18 protein-coding genes and 3 tRNA genes are annotated in these 23,788 nt (G+C 62.7%); 2 read left to right on the top strand and 19 right to left on the bottom strand.

The window, feature by feature from the left end; translation table 11 throughout:
- Positions 1-189: 189 nt before the first annotated feature.
- From J3P76_RS08780 to leuC, 19 genes are all read right to left on the bottom strand, one after another.
- Positions 190-266 (bottom strand) — tRNA-Asp (locus tag J3P76_RS08780).
- Between the two features lie 89 nt (positions 267-355).
- Positions 356-432: transfer RNA gene (locus tag J3P76_RS08775), tRNA-Asp, on the bottom strand.
- Positions 433-490: 58 nt separating this feature from the next.
- Positions 491-566 (bottom strand) — tRNA-Val (locus tag J3P76_RS08770).
- A 170-nt stretch (positions 567-736) separates the two neighbouring features.
- Positions 737-1,510, bottom strand: coding sequence for an SDR family oxidoreductase (locus J3P76_RS08765; RefSeq protein WP_434648356.1), 774 nt, complete (start codon positions 1,508-1,510; stop codon positions 737-739).
- Positions 1,507-2,718 (bottom strand): O-succinylhomoserine sulfhydrylase, encoded by a 1,212-nt coding sequence (locus J3P76_RS08760; protein ID WP_039593929.1) that lies wholly within the window; start codon positions 2,716-2,718, stop codon positions 1,507-1,509. The genes J3P76_RS08765 and J3P76_RS08760 overlap by 4 nt, the downstream gene beginning before the upstream one ends.
- A 57-nt stretch (positions 2,719-2,775) precedes the next feature.
- Positions 2,776-4,281, bottom strand: a complete 1,506-nt coding sequence (gene purF / locus J3P76_RS08755; protein ID WP_305495814.1) for an amidophosphoribosyltransferase — start codon at positions 4,279-4,281, stop codon at positions 2,776-2,778.
- Positions 4,282-4,322: 41 nt separating this feature from the next.
- Complete coding sequence (locus J3P76_RS08750; protein WP_039593931.1) at positions 4,323-4,883, bottom strand: CvpA family protein; 561 nt, start codon at positions 4,881-4,883, stop codon at positions 4,323-4,325.
- A gap of 89 nt (positions 4,884-4,972) precedes the next feature.
- A complete protein-coding gene (locus J3P76_RS08745) occupies positions 4,973-5,662 on the bottom strand; it encodes an SPOR domain-containing protein (RefSeq protein WP_434559811.1) in 690 nt (229 codons plus the stop codon).
- Positions 5,646-6,953, bottom strand: coding sequence for a bifunctional tetrahydrofolate synthase/dihydrofolate synthase (gene folC / locus J3P76_RS08740; RefSeq protein WP_434606876.1), 1,308 nt, complete (start codon positions 6,951-6,953; stop codon positions 5,646-5,648). The genes J3P76_RS08745 and folC overlap by 17 nt, the downstream gene beginning before the upstream one ends.
- Positions 6,950-7,870, bottom strand: a complete 921-nt coding sequence (gene accD, locus J3P76_RS08735; protein ID WP_420765690.1) for an acetyl-CoA carboxylase, carboxyltransferase subunit beta — start codon at positions 7,868-7,870, stop codon at positions 6,950-6,952. Before accD ends, folC begins: the two co-directional genes overlap by 4 nt.
- A gap of 256 nt (positions 7,871-8,126) precedes the next feature.
- The gene (locus J3P76_RS08730; RefSeq protein WP_420765689.1) at positions 8,127-8,759 is read right to left on the bottom strand and encodes a phosphoribosylanthranilate isomerase; all 633 of its coding nucleotides are present in this window, start codon (positions 8,757-8,759) and stop codon (positions 8,127-8,129) included.
- Between the two features lie 63 nt (positions 8,760-8,822).
- Positions 8,823-9,647 (bottom strand): tRNA pseudouridine(38-40) synthase TruA, encoded by an 825-nt coding sequence (gene truA / locus J3P76_RS08725; protein WP_434611635.1) that lies wholly within the window; start codon positions 9,645-9,647, stop codon positions 8,823-8,825.
- A gap of 280 nt (positions 9,648-9,927) precedes the next feature.
- Positions 9,928-12,489, bottom strand: coding sequence for a FimV/HubP family polar landmark protein (locus J3P76_RS08720; protein ID WP_434701759.1), 2,562 nt, complete (start codon positions 12,487-12,489; stop codon positions 9,928-9,930).
- 208 nt (positions 12,490-12,697) lie between these two features.
- Positions 12,698-13,708 carry an aspartate-semialdehyde dehydrogenase gene (locus J3P76_RS08715; protein ID WP_434701758.1) on the bottom strand — a complete coding sequence of 337 codons (1,011 nt, stop codon included), beginning with the start codon at positions 13,706-13,708 and terminating at the stop codon, positions 12,698-12,700.
- Between the two features lie 253 nt (positions 13,709-13,961).
- Positions 13,962-15,074 (bottom strand): aspartate-semialdehyde dehydrogenase, encoded by a 1,113-nt coding sequence (asd, locus tag J3P76_RS08710; protein ID WP_420765686.1) that lies wholly within the window; start codon positions 15,072-15,074, stop codon positions 13,962-13,964.
- A 54-nt stretch (positions 15,075-15,128) separates the two neighbouring features.
- Positions 15,129-16,211 (bottom strand): 3-isopropylmalate dehydrogenase, encoded by a 1,083-nt coding sequence (gene leuB, locus J3P76_RS08705; protein WP_063320312.1) that lies wholly within the window; start codon positions 16,209-16,211, stop codon positions 15,129-15,131.
- A 56-nt stretch (positions 16,212-16,267) separates the two neighbouring features.
- On the bottom strand, positions 16,268-17,032 hold the full coding sequence (locus J3P76_RS08700) for a class I SAM-dependent methyltransferase (RefSeq protein ID WP_434559821.1): 765 nt from the start codon (positions 17,030-17,032) through the stop codon (positions 16,268-16,270).
- Between the two features lie 154 nt (positions 17,033-17,186).
- On the bottom strand, positions 17,187-17,831 hold the full coding sequence (leuD, locus tag J3P76_RS08695) for a 3-isopropylmalate dehydratase small subunit (RefSeq protein WP_030142033.1): 645 nt from the start codon (positions 17,829-17,831) through the stop codon (positions 17,187-17,189).
- 11 nt (positions 17,832-17,842) lie between these two features.
- Positions 17,843-19,261 carry a 3-isopropylmalate dehydratase large subunit gene (leuC, locus tag J3P76_RS08690; RefSeq protein ID WP_420765684.1) on the bottom strand — a complete coding sequence of 473 codons (1,419 nt, stop codon included), beginning with the start codon at positions 19,259-19,261 and terminating at the stop codon, positions 17,843-17,845.
- Between the two features lie 157 nt (positions 19,262-19,418).
- Here leuC and J3P76_RS08685 point away from each other — a divergent pair, with 157 nt between their 5' ends.
- Together J3P76_RS08685 and J3P76_RS08680 are read left to right on the top strand one after the other, a co-directional pair.
- On the top strand, positions 19,419-20,309 hold the full coding sequence (locus J3P76_RS08685) for a LysR family transcriptional regulator (protein WP_420765683.1): 891 nt from the start codon (positions 19,419-19,421) through the stop codon (positions 20,307-20,309).
- A gap of 67 nt (positions 20,310-20,376) precedes the next feature.
- Positions 20,377-23,655: a PAS domain S-box protein gene (locus J3P76_RS08680; RefSeq protein WP_434701757.1), complete on the top strand. Its 3,279-nt coding sequence runs from the start codon at positions 20,377-20,379 to the stop codon at positions 23,653-23,655.
- Positions 23,656-23,788 lie beyond the last annotated feature (133 nt).

Raw genomic sequence — 23,788 nt, 5'->3', positions numbered from 1 at the left:
AGCGGCCGACACAAGGGCTGCTTTGCAGCCCAGGGGGAGCAAGCTCCCTCGCCACGGTTGTAGGCCCAATACTGTTCAGCCAGACACAAAAAACCCCGGTCTTTCGACCAGGGTCTTTGCTATCGATTGGAAGAAGCTCTTCAGCTTTCTTCTTAGCTTCAAGGCGTTCAGTGGGCCTCGAAGCAGATATGGCGCAGCGGACGGGACTCGAACCCGCGACCCCCGGCGTGACAGGCCGGTATTCTAACCGACTGAACTACCGCTGCGTATCGCTGTGGACTTGCGTCCATTAAACTCGTCTGATCCAAACCCGCGGGCTTGGATCTCGAACCAGGCGAACCTGCTTCGGAAAATATGGCGCAGCGGACGGGACTCGAACCCGCGACCCCCGGCGTGACAGGCCGGTATTCTAACCGACTGAACTACCGCTGCGCGTCGGTGGATGCTTTTGACAGCTTCCATCTTGCTTTCGCAAGACTCTCAAGAAACATGGTGGGTGATGACGGGATCGAACCGCCGACATTCTGCTTGTAAGGCAGACGCTCTCCCGGCTGAGCTAATCACCCTTTGCTGCGTTGAGGCCGCGAAATTTACGCAGGTACCGAAGCTAAGTCAATAGCAGGGTTGGATTTTTTTCAGAAACAGTTTCAAGCGACAAGTGCCAAGCTACAAGTAAAAAGCACCGGACCCGCACCACGCTGCTTGCAGCTTGAAACTTGCCGCTTGCAGCTGCTCCTTACTCATAAATCATTTTCTTGGTCATGCCGCCATCCACCACGAACTCCTGCCCCGTGACAAAACCGGCGTTGCGCGAAAGCAGCCATGCCACCATCGCCGCCACGTCCTCCACCGTACCCACCCTGCCCGCCGGATGCTGGGCGTGATCGGCATCGGTGAGCGGCTGCGCTCGACGTTGCGATGGGTCTCGCGCGTCGATCCAACCAGGGCTGACGGCGTTGACCCGAATCTCCGGCCCTAGACTGATCGCCAGGGCATGAGTCAGGGCCAGCAAGCCTCCTTTGCTGGCCGCATAGGCCTCGGTGTCCGGTTCCGACTGCGCGGCGCGGGTCGAGGCCAGGTTGACGATGGCCCCGTTGTGGGCACGCAGGTAAGGTGCGCAGTGCTTGGCCAGCAGCATCGGCCCACCCAGGTTCACCGCCAAGACCCGGTTCCAATGCGCCAGGTCCAGGCTTTCCAGGGTGATGTTGTGCGGGTCGGCGATGGCGGCGTTGCACACCAGCGCGTCGAGCCGCCCGAACTGGCCGAGCACTTCAGCGATAGCGGTGGCAACCTGGGCCTCGTCCGACACATCCATGGCGATGAACCAGGCATTGTCACCCAAAGTTTTCGCCACCTTGGAACCGCGCTCGCGGTCCAGGTCGGTGAGAACCACCTGCCAACCTTCACAGATCAGCCAGGCGGCAATCCCAAGGCCGATACCCCGCGCGGCGCCCGTCACCAGGGCTACCCGGCCATGAGTACCGCTCGGCGGCGTAGCCAGCTCGATCACAAGGCCGCCAACCCGCGGGCCAGGTCGGCTTGCAGGTCCGCCACGTCTTCCAGGCCGACCGCCACGCGGATCAGGCTGTCACGGATACCCGCCGATTCACGCTCCTGGGGCGACAGGCGACCGTGGGAGGTGGTGCTCGGGTGGGTAATGGTGGTTTTGCTGTCACCGAGGTTGGCAGTGATGGAGATCAACCGGGTCGCGTCAATGAAACGCCAGGCGCCCTCCTTGCCGCCCTTGACCTCGAAGCTCACCACCGCGCCGAAACCGCGCTGCTGACGCAAGGCCAGTTCGTGTTGCGGATGGCTCTTGAGGCCGGCGTAATGCACTTTCTCGATACCGTCCTGCTGCTCCAGCCACTCGGCCAGGGCCTGGGCATTGGCGCAATGAGCCTTCATCCGTAGGCCGAGGGTTTCCAGGCCTTTGAGGAAGATCCAGGCATTGAACGGGCTGAGGGTCGGCCCAGCGGTGCGCAAGAAGCCCACGACCTCTTTCATTTGCTCGCCACGACCAGCAACGACACCGCCCATGCAACGACCTTGGCCGTCGATGAACTTGGTGGCCGAATGCACCACCACGTCCGCGCCCAGCTTGAGCGGCTGTTGCAGCGCCGGTGTGCAGAAGCAGTTGTCGACCACCAGCATGGCGCCCTTGGCATGGGCAATTTCCGCCAGCGCGGCGATGTCCACCAGCTCAGCCAGCGGATTGGACGGCGACTCGACGAAAAGCAGCTTGGTATTGGCCTTGATCGCGGCATCCCAACCGGACAGGTCCGCCAGGGGCACGTAATCGACTTCCACGCCGAAACGCTTGAAGTACTTTTCGAACAGGCTGATGGTCGAGCCGAAGACGCTGCGCGACACCAGCACATGATCGCCGGCGCTGCACAGGCTCATCACCACCGCCATGATCGCGGCCATACCGGTGGCAGTTGCCACGGCCTGCTCGGCGCCTTCCAGGGCGGCGATACGCTCCTCGAAAGCCCGCACGGTCGGGTTGGTGTAACGCGAGTAGACGTTGCCCGGCACTTCCCCGGCAAAGCGCGCCGCGGCATCGGCGGCCGTGCGGAACACGTAGCTGGAGGTGAAGAACATCGGATCGCCATGTTCGGCTTCCGGTGTCCGGTGCTGGCCCGCGCGAACCGCCAGGGTATCGAACGCTACGCCTTCAAGGTCGCTGTCCAGCCGACCGGCATCCCAATCCTGACTCATGCTGCCACTCCTGTAATCGGTTAAACGCAAACCGGCCCCTCGGGGCCGGTTCGTGACTCAGTTGTTGTACAGATCGATGATCGCGCTGACCGCCTGCGTCTTGGCCTTTGACGCATCGTTACGCGCGTTCTCGATCCGATTCAGGTAGGCCTCGTCGATGTCGCCGGTGACGTACTTGCCGTCGAATACCGCACAATCGAACTGCTCGATCTTGATCTTGCCGCCACCCACCGCTTCGATGAGGTCCGGCAAGTCCTGGTAGATCAGCCAGTCGGCGCCGATCAGGTCGGCCACTTCCTGGGTCGTGCGGTTATGAGCGATCAGCTCATGGGCACTCGGCATATCGATGCCGTAGACGTTCGGGTAGCGCACGGCCGGGGCCGCCGAGCAGAAGTAGACATTCTTGGCGCCGGCTTCGCGGGCCATCTGGATGATCTGCTTGCAGGTGGTACCGCGCACGATGGAATCGTCCACCAGCATCACGTTCTTGCCGCGGAATTCCAGTTCAATGGCGTTGAGCTTCTGGCGTACGGATTTTTTCCGTGCAGCCTGACCCGGCATGATGAAGGTGCGGCCAATGTAGCGGTTCTTCACGAAGCCTTCGCGGAACTTCACGCCCAAGTGGTTCGCCAGCTCCAGGGCCGCGGTGCGGCTGGTGTCCGGGATCGGGATGACCACGTCGATGTCATGGTCCGGACGCTCGCGCAGGATCTTGTCGGCGAGCTTCTCGCCCATGCGCAGGCGCGCCTTGTAGACCGAGATACCGTCAATGATCGAGTCCGGACGGGCCAGGTAGACGTGCTCGAAGATACACGGCGTCAGGCTCGGGTTGGTCGCGCACTGGCGGGTGAACAACTTGCCGTCTTCAGTGATGTAGACCGCTTCGCCCGGGGCCAGGTCGCGAATCAGGGTGAAACCAAGCACGTCCAGGGACACGCTCTCGGAGGCGATCATGTACTCGACGCCTTCGTCGGTGTGACGCTGGCCGAACACGATCGGACGAATACCGTGCGGGTCGCGGAAACCGACGATGCCGTAGCCGGTGATCATCGCCACCACCGAGTAGCCACCCACGCAACGGTTGTGCACGTCGGTCACGGCGGCGAACACGTCTTCTTCGGTCGGCTGCAGCTTGCCGCGCTGGGCCAGCTCGTGAGCGAAGACGTTGAGCATCACTTCCGAGTCGGAACTGGTGTTGACGTGGCGCAAGTCAGATTCGTAGATCTCCTTGGCCAGTTGCTCGACATTGGTCAGGTTGCCGTTGTGCGCCAACGTGATGCCGTACGGCGAGTTGACATAGAACGGCTGGGCTTCGGCCGAAGTCGAGCTACCCGCTGTCGGGTAACGCACATGGCCGATGCCCATATGCCCGACGAGGCGCTGCATGTGACGCTGATGGAACACGTCGCGCACCAGGCCATTGTCCTTGCGCAGGAATAACCGGCCGTCATGGCTGGTCACGATACCGGCAGCGTCCTGGCCGCGGTGCTGGAGCACGGTTAGCGCGTCATACAGCGCCTGATTGACGTTCGACTTACCGACGATACCGACGATGCCACACATGCGACGCAACCCCTACTTAATGGATCTGAACTGAACAACACTCACTGCGGCGTTTTGGCCATCGGCAAGAGCTGTTCCTTGAACGGTATTTCAGCGGGTACGCTGATACCGCTGGCAAGCCACTGACTGCTCCAACCCAGGATCAGGTTCTTGGACCAGTCTGCGACCAATAGAAATTGTGGCACGAGCCGGGACTCCTGCCACCACGTATCCTGCTGTACCGGCCCCAGGCTCAACAGCCCGACGGCCACGACCACCAGCAAGGCGCCACGCGCCGCGCCGAAAGCCATGCCCAGGAACCGGTCCGTCCCGGAAAGCCCGGTGACGCGAATCAGTTCGCCGATCAGATAATTGATCATTGCGCCCACCAGCAAGGTGGCGATAAACAAGATGGCACAGCCCGCGATCACGCGGGCCGAGGGTGTTTCGATGTATCCGGCGAGGTACTGGGACAGCGAGCCACCAAACATCCAGGCCACGACTCCCGCGATGATCCAGGTCAGCAGCGAGAGCGCTTCCTTGACGAAGCCGCGACTCAGACTGATCAATGCGGAGATGGCGACGATCGCAACGATCGCCCAGTCAACCCAGGTAAATGGCACGGTGCAGCCTACAGACGGATAAGGCGGCGCATTTTAGCAGAGCGCAGGGCTGTCGGTAAGCTGCGTGATTCAAATCGGCTAAATGGCTGTCAACCGCGCTCTGGCTGGAAGCGAACCACAAAACCCTTGAGGTTCTGCTGGCGATTGAGCAAGTCGCGCAGGCGGTCGGCCTCGGCACGCTCGATCAACGGACCGACAAAGACCCGATTCTTGCCATCGGCGGAACGGATGTAGGCGTTGTAGCCCTGGCTGCGCAGGCTTTTCTGCAGTTTTTCCGCGCTCTCGCGACTGGTCAGGCTGGCCAGTTGCACCGACCAGCTCACCGACAGGCCGTTGGCATCGACGCGGCTCTGGGTGGTGTCTGGCTTGGGGGCAGCGGTGATCGGCTGGCTTGGCGCCGGTTTGATCGCCGGCGTCGCCGGGATGGGCGTTGGCGCTACAGCAGGCTTGGCGGGTGCCGCCGGGGCAGGCGCGGCAGCGGCAGATGCGGGCGCTGTCGGCGTGGACCCGACCGGCGCGGTAGGCGCGGCGGATTGTTCAGCCAATTCCGCGTCGCTCGGCACCGGCTCCTGGGGCAGTGCCTGCGGCTCGGGCACTGGCACGGGCTCGACTTGCACGGGTGGCACCGCAGGCGCTTGGGGCGCGGCCGGCGCATCAACCGTGACCTGGCGCTGCTCGTCCTGCCGGGAAAACAGCATCGGCAGGAAAATCACCGCCAGGGCCACCAACACCAGGGCCCCGACCATGCGCTGCTTGTAAGCCTTATCCAGCAATGCCATCTGCAGCTTCCTCCGTGGAGCGCCGGGCCAACCATTGAAGGGCCTCGGCAACGCAATAAAATGATCCGAACAACAGAATCTCGTCGTCTGCCGTCGCCAGGGCGCACTGCCCTTCCAGCGCGTCGGCCACGCTGCCATAAGCTTCCACCGAAGCGCCACGATGCTGCAACACCGCCTGCAACTCGCTGGCCGGACGCGAACGCGGCGAATCCAGTGGCGTCACGGCCCAGTGCTGGACACTAGCATCCAACGCATCGACAACGCCATCCAGGTCCTTGTCCGACAGCAGGCCAAACACCGCCAGCCGCTTGCCCGCCACGGGTCGACGCGCCAGGCGTTCAGCCAGGTACTGCGCCGCGTGGGGGTTGTGACCGACATCCAAGAGCACGTCGAGGCGCTTGCCTTGCCAATCGATCGAGCGGCGATCAAGACGACCGACAACGCGAGTCGCCTGCAGTGCCTGGATAATCCGTCCGGTGTCCCACGGCAGCCCGAGCAGCAGGTAGGCCTGCAGTGCCAGCGCGGCGTTCTCCATTGGCAAGTCCAGCTGCGGCAGGTCACGCAGCTCGACCGGGTTGCCCCGAGCATCGCTGCCACGCCATTGCCAGTGCCGCTCCGTCATGGCCAGGTCGAAGTCCCGCCCACGCAGGAAGAACGGGCAGCCCAGCTCGCGCACTTTATCCAGCAACGGCTGCGGCGGATCGAGATCGCCGCAGAGTGCCGGCGCGCCCTGGCGAAAAATGCCGGCCTTCTCGAAAGCCACGGACTCGCGGGTATCGCCCAGGTAATCGGCGTGATCCACGCCAATACTGGTGACCAGCGCGATGTCCGCGTCCACGAGATTGACGGTATCCAGGCGACCACCCAGGCCGACTTCCAGCACGACCGCATCCAGGCCGGCACGGGCGAACAGCCAGAACGCCGCGAGCGTGCCCATCTCGAAATAGGTCAGGGAAGTCTCGCCCCGCCCGGCTTCCACCGCCGCGAAGGCTTCACACAGATCGGCGTCGGAAGCTTCGACACCGTTGACCTGCACCCGCTCGTTGTAGCGCAGCAGGTGCGGCGAACTGTAGACGCCGACACTTAATCCCTGGGCCCGCAGCAGCGAGGCCAGAAAGGCGCAGGTCGACCCCTTGCCGTTGGTGCCGGTAACCGTGATGACCCGAGGCGCCGGCTTGGCCAGTCCCATGCGGGACGCTACCGCTTGCGAGCGCTCCAGCCCCATGTCGATGGCCGATGGATGCAACTGCTCGAGGTAGGCAAGCCAGTCGCCCAGGGTACGTTCGGTCATAGGCCAGCAGGCGCCGGCGGAACCACGATCGGCTCGATTGGCGTGGCGACGAAGGTCGGCGTCGGCAGGCCCATCAGTTGCGCCAGCAGATTACCCAGGCGTGGACGCAGCTCCTGGCGGTGAATGATCATGTCGATCGCGCCATGTTCCAGCAGGAATTCGCTGCGCTGGAAACCTTCCGGCAGCTTTTCACGCACAGTCTGCTCGATCACACGCGGACCGGCGAAGCCGATCAGGGCTTTCGGCTCGCCGACGATGACGTCGCCCAGCATCGCCAGACTGGCGGACACACCGCCGTAGACCGGATCGGTCAGCACCGAGATGAACGGAATGCCTTCTTCACGCAAGCGCGCCAGTACCGCGGAGGTCTTGGCCATTTGCATCAGCGAGATCAGGGCCTCCTGCATCCGCGCGCCACCGGAGGCGGCGAAGCAGATCATCGGGCACCGGTTTTCCAGAGCGTAGTTGGCGGCGCGAACGAAGCGCTCGCCGACGATGGCGCCCATGGAACCGCCCATGAACGAGAACTCAAAGGCCGACACCACCACCGGCATGCCCAACAGGGTGCCGCTCATGGAAACCAGGGCGTCTTTTTCACCGGTCTGCTTCTGGGCAGCGGTCAGGCGATCCTTGTATTTCTTGCCGTCGCGGAATTTAAGGCGGTCCACGGGCTCCAGGTCGGCACCCAGCTCAACACGGCCTTCGGCGTCCAGGAAGATATCGATACGGGCACGCGCGCCGATGCGCATGTGGTGGTTGCACTTGGGGCAAACGTCCAGGGTCTTTTCCAGCTCGGGACGGTACAGCACCGCTTCGCAGGATGGACATTTGTGCCACAGACCTTCAGGCACCGAGCTTTTCTTCACCTCGGAACGCATGATCGAAGGGATCAGTTTGTCTACCAACCAGTTGCTCATGCTTCTTTCTCCAGTACCGGCGGCCCGAACGCTCTGGTTCGCGGCCCCGCGTATGCCCTTGAGCTCAAATTCATTGTGCGGCGAGGAACGAGGATCGTCGCGGTCAGTGCGAAACATGACCTGCGCCCAGCCCAACCATCCCCCGCCATCCCGGCAACCGCTGCACTGCGATTGCCACTACGCTATCGGCCCACCCGTAGGCGGCGCCTGCCTGCTTTGAACAGTGCAGGTATGGACGGCGGCAGTCTGCCAGCCGTCACATTGACGACTGGCTGCTGCGCACAGCCGCCATGAACGCCCGGATCTTCGCCGGGTCCTTGATGCCCCTGGCCTGCTCCACCCCGCCACTGACGTCCACCGCGTAGGGTCGAACCTGGGCGATGGCGTCAGCCACGTTGTCCGCCGTCAGGCCGCCGGCAAGGATGATCGGCTTGTCCAGGCCCTGCGGCACCAACGTCCAGTCGAACGCTTCACCGGTCCCTCCCGGAACGCCCTCCACGTAGGTGTCCAGCAAGATACCGCTGGCCCCGGAAAAGGCTTTGCAACTGGCGGCGATGTCGTCGCCGGCCTTGACCCGCAACGCCTTGATGTACGGTCGATGCCAACCCTCGCAATCGGCGGGTGTCTCGTCGCCATGGAACTGCAGGAAGGCCAGCGGCACCGCATCGAGGATTTCGCCCAGCTCGCAACGACTCGCATTGACGAACAGGCCGACCGGCGTGACGAAGGGTGGCAGCGCCTGAATGATCGCTCGTGCCTGCTGCACCGTCACCGCCCGCGGGCTCTTGGCGTAGAACACGAGCCCGATGGCGTCCGCACCGGCGTCGACCGCCGCCAAGGCGTCTTCGACTCGGGTGATTCCGCATATCTTGCTGCGAACGACCGACATGGTGGATAAAACCTCAGGCAAATCCGTGGAAGTCCCGGATGGTAACAAATGCAGCGGAGGGCGTCAGCCGTCGAGTTCCGAGAACCCCGTGAGGAAATGTGGCCCGATGTAACGCTCAGGCAACTCGAATTCGTCGTGATATTCAACCTGGACCAGGTACAGGCCAAACGGGTGCGCGGTCACGCCTCCCGAGCGGCGAATGCGGCTTTCGAGCACTTCCTTGACCCATTCCACCGGCCGCTCACCCGCGCCGATGGTCATCAGCACACCGGCGATGTTGCGCACCATGTGGTGCAGAAAGGCGCTGGCGCGGATATCAAGCACGATCATCTTGCCGTGACGGGTTACGCGCAGGTGATGCAGTTCCTTGATCGGCGACTTGGCCTGGCACTGCCCCGCGCGAAAAGCGCTGAAATCATGGACGCCGACCAGGTATTTCGCGGCCTCGGCCATACGCTCGACATCCAGCGGACGGTGGTTCCAGGTGATTTCTTCATTCAGGTGCGCTGGGCGGATCTGATCGTTGTAGATCACGTAGCGATAGCGCCGGGCGATGGCCTTGAAGCGCGCATGAAAATGCGCGGGCATCGCCTTTGCCCAACTGACGCTGACATCGTGCGGCAGGTTGATATTGGCCCCCATCACCCAAGCCTTCATCGAGCGCTCGACTTGGGTGTCAAAATGCACCACCTGGCCGCAGGCATGCACGCCGGCGTCGGTTCGTCCGGCGCAATGCAGCGACACGGGCGAATCGGCGACTTTGGACAGCGCGTCTTCAAGGGTTTCCTGCACCGTTAATACGCCGGAGGCCTGACGCTGCCAGCCGCGATAGCGCGAGCCTTTGTATTCAACGCCCAAGGCGATTCGGAAAAAGCCGTCGGCCGCCATTTCGGCGGCCGGGTTGTCTATGTTTGCCAAGGAATTACAGCCTGCTGAGGTACGCAAAGGCGGGCATTATAAAGCGGGTGCGGTGGGATGCCAGTGTAACCGGCGGTCCTGCGGTGAATGGCCTGGCGCCATCGCGAGCAGGCTCGCTCCCACAGGGGTTTCCAGCGACCACAACACCTGTGGGAGCGAGCCTGCTCGCGATGCCGCCAGCCCAGACGCTACAAAACCTGCAAATAAAAACGGCAGCCTCACCGGCTGCCGTTTTTGTTTAACCGCTGACTCACGCCAGGCGCGACAGCATCTCCTTCGCTTCGCTCTTCTGCGTGGCATCGCCTTCACTGAGCACTTCGCCGAGGATATCCCGGGCGCCGTCATTGTCGCCCATGTCGATGTAGGCCTGGGCCAGATCGAGCTTGGTTGCCACTTCGTCGGTGCCGCTGAGGAAATCGAAGTCCGGCTCGTCGTCGGCAGTCGCCAAGGCGTCTTCAGCAGTGAAGGTTGGCTGGCCTATGCTGTCGGACAGGCGATCCAGCTCGGCGTTGACATCGTCCAGCTCGGACTCGAAGGCATCCTTAGGCTGATCGTGGGCGTCCATCTCGTCGGCCAGGGACAGATCGAAATCCGCCGGCAGTTCAAGATCGTCGGCCGGCGTGTCATCCAACGCGGGCGTTTCGGCCGCTGGAATATCCAACCCCTTGAGATCGTCGTCCAGGTCCAGCAGGAAGTCTTCATCCGCCAAGGCGGGTGCCGGAGAATCCACGCCCAGGTCCAAATCGAACTCCGACAGATCGTCGAGGCTTTCGTTGGCCTCGGTCTGTTGCTTGAGCACCGATTCAAAACTCAGGTCATCGTCTTGCGGAAACGCATCCAGTTCGGCAAGCGGCTCGGGGGCTGGCGCGACCGGAGCGGTGTCCATGTCCTCCAGGCTCAGATCAAAAGCGCTGTCGAGCTCGTCGTCGGTCGGCGATTTGTCTTCCAACAGCTCCTTGACGTACTGGGCATCCAACTCAGCGGCGACGGCTGCCGCAGCCAGGCCTGCACCGGCGGCGACCGCCATGGCCGGGAAACGGCTCTTGAGCTGTTCGACCTGGGCGTAATTGTCGCCATTGGCGACCAACTGCCGCTCCTGGGCGACAAAGGCGTCGCGGTCGCCCTGCTGGCCGTAGACTTCCATCAGCTTCAAGCGCAGGTCGCTGCGCTGGGGCTCGGCCTTGATGCCTTGCTCAAGCAGGTCGGCGGCCTGATTCAAGCGACCACGATCGATGTGCGACTGAGCCTGGGGCAGCACGTCGTCCGAACGCTCCGCGGCCGGCGCTACCAGCGGTGCGGCTATGGGGGGCGTGACGACCACGGGCGCAACCACCGGGGCAGGCCTAGGGGCTGGCTTGGGTTCGAGCTTTACGCTGGGTGGTGGTACTTCAATGCCCTCGAAGCTGCTCGGGGGCAGATCGAGCTCCGGGGAGAAGTCGGCCTCCTCCTCGAGGGCTCGGGCCATGCGCAAATGTTTCTCGGCTTCCTGCTGGGCCTTGCGGCGGCGAGCGAGCAGCAGGAGCAGCAGCAAGAGGAGCAACGCACCGCCGCCAATCAGGCCCAGCAGGATCGGATTGGTCAGCAGGTCGTTGTATTTTTTCTCGTCGGCTGCGGCCGGCGCCGGTTCAACCGGCGGGGTCGCTTCCGGGGTGGCCTGGGGTGCCGGGGCGGCGGACGGTGCTTGTGCCGCTGGCGCGGGGGTCAGTTCCGCCGACATCGCCGGGGTGGCTTCGCCAGTGGGCGGGACCGCGACGCCTTCGGCCTGCATTTTCGCCAGTTGATTGTTCTTCAGCTCGATCAGGCGCTGCAGTTTGTCCAGCTGGCTCTGAAGATCGGCCATGCGGCTCTTCAGTTCTTCATTGTCGCGACGAGCCGAATCGAGGCTTTCCTGAGTCACGGCAAGTTGGTTACTCAGGGCCTGGGCATCACCGGCTGCGCCTTTGCCTTTGGCACCCGCTTTCGCCGACTCGGCGGAAACCAGGCTCAGGTTATCGCGAGCCGCGCCCTGGGCCGGTGCGTTATCGCCACCGCCACGCCGGGTGGCGTCCACCTGCTGGCGTCCGTTACCCGCCCCGCTCCGACGCCCCTGGCGCCAGGCGGCGTTTTGAGCGGCCACTTCGGCGATGGCCTGGGGCTGCGGCAATGCCGTGCTTTGCACCGGATCGGGCAGGCGCAACACCTGGCCGGTCTTGAGCAGGTTGATGTTGCCGTCGATGAATGCGTTCGGGTTCAACGCCTGGATCGCCAGCATCGTTTGCTGCACCGAACCACCGTTGCGCACCTTGGCGGCGATTTCCCATAGGGTATCGCGCGGCGTCGTGGTGTATTGGGACGGCTTGGTAGCCCCGGTGACCGGCGAAGACACCACCTGGGACGGCTTCGCCCGAGCGGCGTCGGCGGCCTGCGGCGAGAACTTAGACGGATCGAGCAGTACGCTGTAGTCGCGCAGCAAGCGGCCGTTGGGCCACATCACCTGCACGAGGAATTTGACCATCGGTTCGGTCAGCGGCCGGCTGGAAGTCACCCGCAGGACACTCTTGCCGTTGGCGTTGATCACCGGTGTGAAGCTCAATTCATTGAGAAAAGCTTGGCGGTCAATGCCCGCCTTGGCGAATTCTTCAGGTGGGGCCAGGCTCGGCACCACCTCGGCGGCGGTCAGTTGCTGGACATCGAGCAGTTCGATCTCGGCCACCAGAGGCTGGTTCGGCGGCGACTTGAGGGTCAATTCCCCCAGCCCGAGCGCTTGCGCCATACCGGAGGACAGCGCCGAGGCGGCCGCTATTGCTAACACCAGTTTGCGAACTTGAACCATAGCCTCTTCCTTTGTTTGAACATTCCTCGGCCAGCGAGAAGGTGTTGATGCCGCTGCCGTAAGGCATTGCGCGCAGCCCCAAGCGACGGTGCGCGCGATCGTTTCACTCATGCCCGAGGCAGTCCCCGGGAGGGAGGTTCGCCTTCAGCACTCTGGCCAAGCATAGCGCCCAGCTAGAACCATTCGACAAATTGTTGCCAAGTATCTTTTACAGCAGGTCTTTTATCAACAACTCAGCCACCTGCACCGCGTTGAGCGCCGCGCCCTTGCGCACGTTATCCGACGTCAGCCACATATTCAGCTCCGACGGATCATCGATGCCGCCGCGCACGCGACCGATATAGACCACATCCTGCCCCACCGCATCACCCACCGGCGTCGGATAATCACCCACCTCCACCAGCTCGATGCCGGGGACCGCTTCCAGGGCGGCGTTGACCTTCGCCAGGTCGACGGGACCGGCAGACTCCACGGTCACGCTAAAGCTATCGCCAAAAAACACCGGGGCTTGAATGCAAGTCGCGGAAATCTTTAACAAAGGTTGCTCCAGCACTTGGCGCAGCTCACTCACCAGTCGCTTTTCCAGTGGGGTATGGCCCTGCGCATCGGGACTACCCACCTGGGCCAACAGGTTGAACGCCATCTGCCGGTCGAAGAACGTCGGTTCGAGCGGACGGGCGTTGAGCAATTCCGCCGTCTGGCGCGCCAGTTCAGTGACCGCAACGCGGCCTTGGGCCGATACGGCGAGGCTGGCAGTCAGGCTCACGCGCTGGATATCCAGGCATTGGCGCAACGGTGCCAAGGCAACGGCCAGGACCGTCGCCGAGGGGCTGGGGCTGCTGACCTGCACGGGCCTGGACAGGTTCGCCAGCAGGTGCGGGTTGGCCTCCGGTACGATCTGCGGCGCCTGTTCGGCCGGCAGCGCACCGGACAGGTCGATCAGCGCGCAGCCGGCCGCCGTGGCGCGCGGAGCGAAGCTCAGAGTGACCGCCGGCCCCGCCGCGAAAAACGCCAGTTGGACTTTGCTGAAATCGAACTCATCGACCTCGCGCACCCGCACGTTTTTACTCCGGAACATCACCGAGCTGCCCGCTGACTCGCTGCTGGCCAACAGGTGCAGGTTGCCGATCGGGAAGTCGCGCTCTTCAAGGATCTGGACGAGGGTTTCGCCGACAGTACCGGTGGCGCCGATCACGGCAATATCAAAGGACTGGCTCATGGGTCTACCTCAGGTAAAACGTGGGGAGCGGCACTTTACCGGGTGGTGGGTGGGCAGGCAATTGGCGGGAAGTTTGTGGTGACTGTGCCGGCCCCTTCGCGAGCAGGCTCGCTCCCACATCGGATCTTCAGTGAACACAAAACCTGTGGAAGCGAGCCTGCTCGTGAAGGGGCCGGTCCAGACACCCAAAAACTGCCCCAATAAAAAACCCGCACCTCTTACAAGGCGCGGGTTCTTTCACAGCGACAATCGATCAACGCTCGAGCAAAATCCGCAGCATGCGGCGCAGCGGTTCGGCCGCGCCCCACAACAGTTGGTCGCCAACGGTGAAGGCACCGACGAACTGCGAGCCCATGTTCAGTTTGCGCAAGCGGCCCACTGGCACGTTCAGGGTGCCGTTGACCTTGGTCGGGCTCAGCTCCTGCATGCTGGTTTCACGGTTGTTCGGCACCAGCTTGACCCACGGGTTGTGCTGGCTGATCAAGCCTTCGATGTCGGCGATCGGCACGTCTTTGTTCAGCTTGATGGTCAGCGCCTGGCTGTGGCAACGCATGGCGCCGATGCGCACGCAGATGCCGTCCACCGGGATCGGGCTCTTGAAGCGGCCCAGGATCTTGTTGGTCTCGGCCTGGGCCTTCCATTCTTCACGGCTCTGGCCGTTCGGCAGTTCCTTGTCGATCCAAGGGATCAGGCTGCCGGCCAGCGGCACGCCGAAATTCTCGGTCGGGTAGGCATCGCTGCGCATCGCTTCGGCGACCTTGCGGTCGATGTCCAGGATGGCACTGGCCGGGTTCGCCAGCTCGTCAGCCACGGCGCCGTGAGTCACGCCCATTTGCTTGATCAGCTCGCGCATGTGCTGGGCGCCGCCACCGGAGGCTGCCTGATAGGTCATGGCGCTCATCCACTCCACCAGGCCCGCTTCGAACAGGCCGCCCAGACCCATCAGCATCAGGCTGACGGTGCAGTTGCCGCCGATGTAGTTCTTGGTGCCCGCATCCAGCTGCTGGTCGATGACCTTGCGGTTGACCGGGTCGAGGATGATCACCGCGTCGTCCTGCATGCGCAGGCTGGAAGCGGCATCGATCCAGTAACCCTGCCAGCCGGCTTCACGCAGTTTCGGGAAGACTTCGCTGGTGTAGTCGCCGCCCTGGCAGGTCAAAATCACGTCGAGGGTCTTGAGCTCGTCGATGCTGTAGGCATCCTTGAGCGCACCGGTGTCCTTGCCCACGGACGGGCCCTGGCCACCCACGTTGGAAGTGGTGAAGAACACCGGCTCAATGAGATCGAAATCCTGCTCTTCCAGCATTCGCTGCATGAGCACGGAACCGACCATGCCGCGCCAACCGATCAGACCTACACGTTTCATCGCAACTACACCTATACAAAAGTGGGCCACCGTCGAGGCGGTGGGCCCGAAAGATTACAGATTCCGCAGCGCGGCGACTACTGCATCGCCCATTTGCTGCGTACCGACTTTGGTACAGCCTTGCGACCAGATATCACCGGTGCGCAAGCCTTGGTCCAGGACCACGCTGACGGCTTTTTCGATCGCGTCGGCGGCATCGTTCAAGTTGAAGCTGTAGCGCAGCATCATCGACACCGACAGGATGGTCGCCAACGGGTTGGCAATGCCCTGCCCGGCGATGTCCGGCGCCGAACCGTGGCACGGCTCGTACATGCCCTTGTTGTTGGCGTCCAGGGAGGCCGACGGCAGCATGCCGATGGAACCGGTGAGCATTGACGCTTCGTCGGACAGAATGTCGCCGAACATGTTGTCGGTGACGATCACGTCGAACTGCTTCGGCGCACGCACCAGTTGCATCGCCGCGTTGTCGACGTACATGTGGCTCAGTTCGATGTCCGGGTAATCCTTGGCCACCTGCTCGACCACTTCGCGCCACAGTTGGCTGGAAGCCAGCACGTTGGCCTTGTCCACCGAGCACAGTTTCTTGCCCCGCACGCGGGCCATGTCGAAGCCGACCCGGGCGATACGGCGGATTTCGCTTTCGCTGTATGGCAGGGTGTCGTAGGCCTGGCGCTCGCCATTCTCCAGCTCACGGGTGCCGCGCGGGGCGCCGAAGTAGATACCGCCGGTCAGTTCGCGGACGATGAGGATGTCCAGGCCCGAGACGATTTCCGGCTTCAGGCTCGACGCGTCAGCCAGTTGCGGATAAAGGATCGCCGGACGCAGGTTGCCAAACAGACCCAGTTGCGCACGAATCTTCAGAAGGCCGCGCTCCGGGCGGATGTCGCGTTCGATCTTGTCCCATTTCGGGCCGCCCACGGCGCCCAGCAGCACGGCATCGGCGGCACGGGCACGGTCCAGGGTTTCATCGGCCAGGGGTACGCCGTGCTTGTCGATGGCCGCGCCACCGATGACGTCGTGGCTGAGTTCGAAGCCCAGGCCGTACTTGTCGTTCGCCAACTCCAGGACCTTGACCGCCTCGGCCATGATTTCCGGGCCGATGCCGTCACCTGGGAGAATCAGAATCTGTTTGCTCATGCTTTCCTCGTTTGTTCGGTTTTCGGCACAACCCCTGGGGCCGACCGGTAAAAATCCTATCGCTCGGCCCACAGCACCAGCACATCTGTACTGAACGAACCATCGGCCTCAATCTGAAAATATTCACGCACTTCGTCGCCCATCGAACGCTGCAGCTCAAGAATCGCCGCACGCATCACCTCGGGGGTGCGCATGCGCTCGACCCAGGACTGGTACTCCAGGCGCAGGCGCTGGCGCGACGTGCTGCGAGTGTGCAGCCCCGCTTCGCTGACCTGGCGCAACCATTCGGCGGCCGAATAGTCGCGCACATGGCTGGTGTCGCGCAGCACTTCGATGCTTTGCAGGTAGGTGTCCAGTAACGGCGTGCCAGGCGACAGGATATCGATGAACGCTACCACCCCGCCCGGCTTGAGCACCCGGCGCACTTCCCGCAATGCCAGGCCGAGGTCGCTCCAATGATGCGCCGAATAGCGGCTGAACACGAAGTCGAACTCAGCGTCGGCGAACGGCAACCGCTCGGCGGCGCCACGAACCGTGCTGATATTGCCCAGGCCACGCTCGGCAGCCGCCGCCGTCACCACGTCGAGCATCTGCTGGGACAGATCGTACGCCACCACCTCACCGGCCAGCGGCGCCACGTGGAAACTCACATGGCCGGCGCCGCAACCCAGGTCCAGCACACGGGCATCGCCACGACCGGCCAGCTCGGCCTGTAGCAGGGCGAACTCGGTGCCCTGGGCGTGCACGGCACTGCTCAGGTAGGCCGAGGCCTGTTCACCGAATTGCTTTTGGACGACTTGGCTGTGGGCGGTGCTGGTCATGGGGACTTCCTTTTTGGGTATAGCCTTGTGGTGTCAGTGCCGCCGTCTTCGCGAGCAGGCTCGCTCCCACACTGGACTTGCAGCGTCCACAATCCCTGTGGGAGCGAGCCTGCTCGCGAAGACGGCGGCACTGACTACATCTATCTCAGGTCAATCAAGCATCGCGAAACAACCAAGGCTGGCTCGCCCGATGCTTGGCCTCGAACGCGGCAATTGCCTCGCCGTCCTGCAAGGTCAGGCCGATGTCATCCAGGCCATTGAGCAGGCAATGCTTGCGAAACGCATCGATCTCGAAACCCAGCACCTTGCCGTCGGGGCGGGTCACCGTCTGCGCGGCCAGGTCGATCTGCAATTGATAACCAGGATTGGCCTCGACCTGCTGGAACAGCTCGTCCACTTCGGCATCGCTGAGGATGATCGGCAGCAGGCCGTTCTTGAAGCTGTTGTTGAAGAAAATGTCCGCGTAACTCGGCGCGATGATGCTGCGGAAACCGTACTCTTCCAGGGCCCACGGCGCGTGCTCGCGGCTCGAGCCGCAGCCGAAGTTCTCACGGGCCAGCAACACGCTGGCGCCTTGGTAGCGCTCGGCGTTGAGCACGAAGTCCTTGTTCAGCGGACGCTTGGAGTTGTCCTGGTACGGCTGGCCGACATCCAGGTAGCGCCATTCGTCGAACAGGTTCGGGCCGAAGCCGGTGCGCTTGATGGATTTCAAGAATTGCTTGGGGATGATCTGGTCGGTGTCGACATTGGCACGATCCAAAGGCGCGACAAGACCGGTGTGCTGGGTAAAAGCTTTCATGCTGCGCTCCTTCAGATCAATTCGCGGACGTCGACGAAACGGCCGTTGACAGCTGCCGCAGCGGCCATCGCCGGGCTAACCAGGTGCGTACGACCACCGGCACCCTGACGGCCTTCGAAATTTCGGTTGGACGTCGAGGCGCAATGCTCGCCCGACTCCAGGCGGTCCGGGTTCATTGCCAGGCACATCGAGCAACCCGGCTCACGCCATTCGAAACCGGCTTCGAGGAAAATCTTGTCCAGCCCTTCCGCTTCGGCCTGGGCCTTCACCAGGCCCGAGCCCGGCACCACGATGGCCTGTTTGATGGTCGAGGCGACCTTGCGGCCCTTGGCGATGACCGCCGCGGCACGCAGGTCCTCAATCCGCGAGTTGGTGCAGGAGCCGATGAAAACACGGTCGAGCTGAATGTCGGTGATCGCCTGGTTGGCGCTCAAGCCCATGTACTTCAAGGCACGGACAATGGAGTCGCGCTTGACCAGGTCCGTTTCCTTGGCCGGATCCGGCACGTTCTGGTCCACGGCCAGGACCATTTCCGGCGAAGTGCCCCAGCTGACTTGCGGCTTGATCTGCGTCGCATCGAGCTCGACCACGGTGTCGAATTTGGCGTCCGGGTCAGAGACCAGGTCTTTCCAGGCTTCGACCGCCATGTCCCACTCCGCGCCTTTTGGCGAGAACGGACGGCCCTTGACGTATTCGACGGTTTTTTCATCGGCGGCCACCAACCCGACGCGCGCGCCGGCTTCGATGGACATGTTGCAGATGGTCATGCGGCCCTCGACGGACAAGTCGCGGATCGCGCTGCCAGCGAACTCGATGGCATGGCCGTTACCGCCAGCGGTACCGATCTTGCCGATCACGGCCAGGACGATGTCCTTGGCGGTCACGCCGAACGGCAACTTGCCCTCGACGCGCACCAGCATGTTTTTCATTTTCTTGGCGACCAGGCACTGGGTGGCGAGCACGTGCTCGACCTCGGAAGTGCCGATGCCGTGGGCCAAGGCGCCGAATGCGCCGTGGGTCGAGGTATGGGAGTCACCGCAGACCACGGTCATGCCGGGCAAGGTCGCGCCTTGCTCCGGGCCGATGACATGGACGATGCCCTGGCGCACGTCGTTCATCTTGAATTCAACGATGCCGTATTCATCACAGTTGTCGTCGAGGGTCTGGACTTGAAGGCGCGAGACCTGGTCGGCAATGGCTTCGATGCCGCCCTTGCGCTCCGGGGTGGTCGGTACGTTGTGGTCCGGGGTGGCGATGTTGGCATCGATGCGCCAAGGCTTGCGCCCAGCCAGGCGCAGGCCTTCGAAGGCTTGCGGCGAAGTCACTTCATGGATGATGTGACGATCGATGTAGATCAGCGCCGAGCCATCGTCGCGCTGCTTGACCAAATGCGAATCCCAGAGCTTGTCGTAGAGCGTTTTGCCGGCCATCACACGGTTTCCTCATCAGCTTGTTTCTATGCCCCGGGTCTTGAGTGAGTAAATGACCCCTTGGCTTGTGAGGCTGATGTTATGAGGCTACATTAAATAACTCAAATTCATATTTTTCATGCTTTGCATAACCAACAGGAATTCGACCGGTACGGCCATGGACTTAGCCAACCTCAACGCCTTTATTGCCATCGCCGAGACCGGCAGTTTCTCCGGAGCCGGCGAGCGCCTGCACCTCACCCAGCCCGCTATCAGCAAGCGTATTGCCGGGCTGGAACAACAGCTCAATGTGCGCCTCTTCGACCGGCTGGGCCGTGAAATTGGCCTGACCGAAGCCGGCCGGGCGCTGCTGCCCCGGGCCTATCAGATTCTCAACGTGCTCGACGACACCCGCCGCGCCCTGACCAATCTGACCGGCGAAGTGACCGGGCGGCTGACCCTCGCCACCAGTCACCACATCGGCTTGCATCGCCTGCCCTCCTTATTAAGGGAATTCACCCGACGCTACCCACAGGTGGCATTGGATATTCAGTTCCTTGATTCGGAAGTGGCCTACGAGGAAATCCTTCACGGTCGCGCGGAACTCGCCGTCATCACCCTCGCCCCCGAGCCCCACGCACTGGTAAGGGCCAAGCCGGTGTGGGACGACCCGCTGGATTTCGTCGTAGCGCCGGAACACGCGCTGCTGGAAAACGGCGCAGTGAGCCTGGCGGACATCGCCTTGCATCCGGCGGTGTTCCCTGGCGGCAATACCTTCACCCATCACATCGTCCAGCGACTGTTCGAAGCCCAAGGCCTGACACCGAACATCGCCATGAGCACGAATTATCTGGAAACCATAAAGATGATGGTCTCCATCGGCCTGGCCTGGAGCGTCCTGCCGCGCACCATGCTCGACGAACAGGTGGCGCGCATTCCTTTGCCGGGCATACAGCTCAGTCGCCAGCTAGGCTATATCGTGCACACCGAACGGACGCTGTCGAATGCAGCACGGGCTTTCATGGCTCTACTGGACGCACAAATCGATCTGCCAGGGACAAGGGCATAAGTTGTGCTACTCCTATAGGGCCACTACGCCTGTGCATCACACCCACCCGCCCAAGGCCCGCTAGAGAATGCCCAAACCCGCCGACCATCTTCCGCCCCTGCCGCGTATCCAGGCGCTCGACCCGAAGCGGTCCGAGCAAAGCTGGGACAGCGCGCCACAGCTGCTGGCCGCCCTGAACGGAGCGCGGCTGGGGGCTTGGTCGTGGGACATCGATACCGGGCAGATCAGTTGGTCCCGAGGCACCCAGGCACTGTTCGGCTTCGATCCGCGCCAACCGTTACCCGCCGACGTGGACTACCTCGATCTGTTGCTGCCCGAGGACCGGGCCCGGGCCATGCGCGCGTTTCACGCGGCGGTGGCCGGCGCACCGCTCGAGCAGGCCATGCACCACCGAATCGTCTGGCCCGACGGCAGCCTGCATTGGCTGGAAATCAGCGGCAGCGTATTGCCCGACAAACATGGCCGTCCACGCATGATCGGGGTCATTCGCGAGATCACCCACCAGCGCGAACGGGAACAGGCGCTGCGCAGCTCGGAAAAACGCTTCGCCACGCTTTTTCATCTTTGCCCGAACATGGTCTTGCTGACCCGCCAGGAGGACGGCCTGATCAGCGAAGCCAACCAGTATTTCGAAAGCCTGTTCGGCTGGCCGGTTCACGATGTGATTGGCCGCACCACTCTGGAACTGGGCCTGTGGGTCGACCCCAGGCAACGGACGAAGCTGGTGGAGGCGACCAAGGCCAAAGGCGAACTGGTGAGCATGGAAGTGGAGTTCCGGGCCAGTAACGGCCAGGTCCACAACGGCATCCTTAGCGCGCAGAAAGTCGAACTCGAAGGCCAACCGTACCTGCTGAGCACGTTCCTCGATACCACCGAGCGCAAACTCGCCGAACAGGCCCTCAAGGACAGCCAGGAACGCCTGGACCTGGCCCTCGACTCGGCGCAACTGGGCACCTGGGACTGGCACATTCCCAGCGGCATGCTCTACGGTTCGGCCCGGGCCGCGCAGCTCCATGGCCTGGAGCCCAAAGCCTTTCATGAATCGTTCGACGCGTTTTTCGAGGGCGTACCCACCGAAGAACGCAACAACATGCGCAACGCCTACCGCAGCCTGCGCGAAGGCCCGGCGGGCAACTATCAATTGACCTATCGCGTGCAGCTGCCGGACGGCAGCTCACGCTATCTGGAGAGCCGCGCCCGCCTCTACCGCGACGACGACGGCAGCCCCTTGCGCATGGCCGGCACTTTGCTCGACATCACCGATCAGGTGGAGCGCGAACAGAGCCTGGCGGCATCGGAAGAAAAATTCGCCACACTGTTCCAGGTCAGCCCCGACCCGATCTGCGTGACCCACCAGGACGATGGTAGATTCCTGGAAATCAACTCCAGCTTCACCCAGACCTTCGGCTGGGCGGCCAGCGACGTCATCGGCCGCAGCGCCGACGAGATTGGTCTGTGGGACGCGTCCGGCAGCAGCCTGCAACGCATCGAACGGGTGATCCGCGAGCAATCGCTGAGCAATGTCGCCATCGTCGTCCACCACAAGAACGGCCAGCCGCTGACCTGCGTTATTTCCAGCCGGCAGATCCACGTCGGCAACCAGCCCTGCATCGTCACCACCCTGCGGGACATCACCCAGCAGCAGCGTTCCGAGGCGGCGCTCAAGGCCAGCGAGGAAAAATTCGCCAAGGCTTTCCACTCCAGCCCTGACGCCATCACCATCACTGAATGCGAAAGCGGCCGCTACCTTGAGGTCAACGACGGTTTCTGCCGCCTCACTGGCTATCGCGCCGACGAAGTGGTCGGCCACACAGTGTACGAAGTCGGCATCTGGGCCGAGGAAAAACAACGCACGGCGCTGCTGGCAGAGCTACAGCTCAAGGGCCGGGTCGTGCATCAGGAAATGCTCGGGCGCAACAAGCGTGGGGAAATCCTCACGGTGGAAGTGTCGGTGGAACCCATCACGCTCAACGAGACCGCCTGTCTGCTGCTGACAGCCCGGGACGTCAGCCTGCTGCGCAACGCCGAAGCGCAGATCCGCCACCTGGCCTATCACGACCCACTCACCAACCTGCCCAACCGGGCGTTGTTGATGGACCGCTTGAGCCAGCAGATCGCCTTGCTCAAGCGCCACAACCTTCGCGGAGCCCTGCTGTTCCTCGACCTGGACCACTTCAAGCACATCAATGACTCCCTCGGCCATCCGGTGGGCGATACGGTGCTTAAGATCATCACCGCACGCCTCGAAGCCAGCGTGCGCCTCGAAGACACCGTGGCGCGGCTGGGTGGCGACGAGTTCGTGGTACTGCTCAGCGGCCTCGAAGGCACACGGGCCGCGGTCAGCAAACAGGTACAGAACCTGGCCGACACCCTGCGTGACCTGCTCTCGGAGCCGATGTTCCTGGACGGCCAACGGCTTCAAGTCACCCCCAGCATTGGCATGGCGCTGATTCCGGACCACGGATCCACCCCGACCGACCTGCTCAAGCGCGCCGACATTGCCCTCTACCGCGCCAAGGACTCGGGGCGCAACACGTCGCAGATGTTCCACGCCACCATGCAAAAAGCCGCGAGCGAGCGATTGCGCATGGAAACCGACTTGCGTCAGGCCCTGGCTCGCAACGAGTTCAGTTTGCATTTCCAGCCCCAGATCGATGCCCGGGACAATCGCATCATCGGCGCCGAAGCCCTGGTCCGTTGGCATCATCCGGACCTGGGTGCGCAGTCGCCCAACGAGTTCATCAAGGTACTGGAAGACAGCGGCTTGATCCTGGAGGTCGGGACCTGGATCCTCGATGAAGCCTGCAACGGCTTCAAGCAGTTGATCGCCAAGGGCAAGGTCGATCCGCAGCGCTTCAAATTGTGCGTCAACATCAGCCCACGGCAGTTTCGCCAGAGTGATTTCGTCGAACGCATCGAAAGCAGCCTCTCCCGTCACGGCCTGCCCTATTGCGTGCTCAAGCTGGAAATCACCGAAGGCATCGTAATCCAGAACCTGGACGACACCATCGGCAAGATGCGTCGCCTCAAGAAACTGGGCGTGAGCTTCGCCATGGATGATTTCGGCACGGGATACTCGTCGCTGACGTACCTCAAACGCCTACCGGTCGACACGTTGAAAATCGATCAATCCTTCGTGCGGGACGCCACCAGCGACCCCAACGACGCCGAAATCATCCGCGCCATCGTGGCCATGGCCCGTAGCCTGAACCTGGAAATGATCGCCGAAGGGGTGGAAACGCTGGAACAATTGCAGTTCCTGCAGGGGCTCGATTGTCATTTGTACCAGGGTTACCTGCACAGCCGGCCGTTGCCGCTGGAGGCGTTTGAGCGGTTGTTGCCCTAATTTTGAACCGCAATACAAGACGGGCTTTTGTGGCGAGGGGATTTATCCCCGCTGGGTTGCGAAGCAGCCCCAAAAAAGAACAGACGACGCTGTTTAGCCTGACACGCCGAGGCGACGGCTTTAAGGGCTGCTT

The sequence above is a fragment of the Pseudomonas sp. D1-36 genome, assembly GCF_051132205.1.
Classification (GTDB): Bacteria; Pseudomonadota; Gammaproteobacteria; order Pseudomonadales; family Pseudomonadaceae; genus Aquipseudomonas.
Note: the sequence above shows the minus strand (reverse complement) of the source record. Positions and strands in the feature narration are given on the sequence as shown.

What these genes read in the sequence shown, in the direction of transcription:
- purF (WP_305495814.1), bottom strand. Translation starts at nt 4,281, where the DNA reads ATGTGTGGCATCGTCGGTATCGTCGGTAAGTCGAACGTCAATCAGGCG.
- asd (WP_420765686.1), bottom strand. Translation starts at nt 15,074, where the DNA reads ATGAAACGTGTAGGTCTGATCGGTTGGCGCGGCATGGTCGGTTCCGTG.
- J3P76_RS08760 (WP_039593929.1), bottom strand. Translation starts at nt 2,718, where the DNA reads ATGAGTCAGGATTGGGATGCCGGTCGGCTGGACAGCGACCTTGAAGGC.
- J3P76_RS08730 (WP_420765689.1), bottom strand. Translation starts at nt 8,759, where the DNA reads ATGTCGGTCGTTCGCAGCAAGATATGCGGAATCACCCGAGTCGAAGAC.
- J3P76_RS08720 (WP_434701759.1), bottom strand. Translation starts at nt 12,489, where the DNA reads ATGGTTCAAGTTCGCAAACTGGTGTTAGCAATAGCGGCCGCCTCGGCG.
- folC (WP_434606876.1), bottom strand. Translation starts at nt 6,953, where the DNA reads ATGACCGAACGTACCCTGGGCGACTGGCTTGCCTACCTCGAGCAGTTG.
- leuB (WP_063320312.1), bottom strand. Translation starts at nt 16,211, where the DNA reads ATGAGCAAACAGATTCTGATTCTCCCAGGTGACGGCATCGGCCCGGAA.
- accD (WP_420765690.1), bottom strand. Translation starts at nt 7,870, where the DNA reads ATGAGCAACTGGTTGGTAGACAAACTGATCCCTTCGATCATGCGTTCC.
- leuD (WP_030142033.1), bottom strand. Translation starts at nt 17,831, where the DNA reads ATGAAAGCTTTTACCCAGCACACCGGTCTTGTCGCGCCTTTGGATCGT.
- leuC (WP_420765684.1), bottom strand. Translation starts at nt 19,261, where the DNA reads ATGGCCGGCAAAACGCTCTACGACAAGCTCTGGGATTCGCATTTGGTC.
- J3P76_RS08700 (WP_434559821.1), bottom strand. Translation starts at nt 17,032, where the DNA reads ATGACCAGCACCGCCCACAGCCAAGTCGTCCAAAAGCAATTCGGTGAA.
- J3P76_RS08715 (WP_434701758.1), bottom strand. Translation starts at nt 13,708, where the DNA reads ATGAGCCAGTCCTTTGATATTGCCGTGATCGGCGCCACCGGTACTGTC.
- J3P76_RS08680 (WP_434701757.1), top strand. Translation starts at nt 20,377, where the DNA reads ATGCCCAAACCCGCCGACCATCTTCCGCCCCTGCCGCGTATCCAGGCG.
- J3P76_RS08745 (WP_434559811.1), bottom strand. Translation starts at nt 5,662, where the DNA reads ATGGCATTGCTGGATAAGGCTTACAAGCAGCGCATGGTCGGGGCCCTG.
- truA (WP_434611635.1), bottom strand. Translation starts at nt 9,647, where the DNA reads ATGGCGGCCGACGGCTTTTTCCGAATCGCCTTGGGCGTTGAATACAAA.
- J3P76_RS08685 (WP_420765683.1), top strand. Translation starts at nt 19,419, where the DNA reads ATGGACTTAGCCAACCTCAACGCCTTTATTGCCATCGCCGAGACCGGC.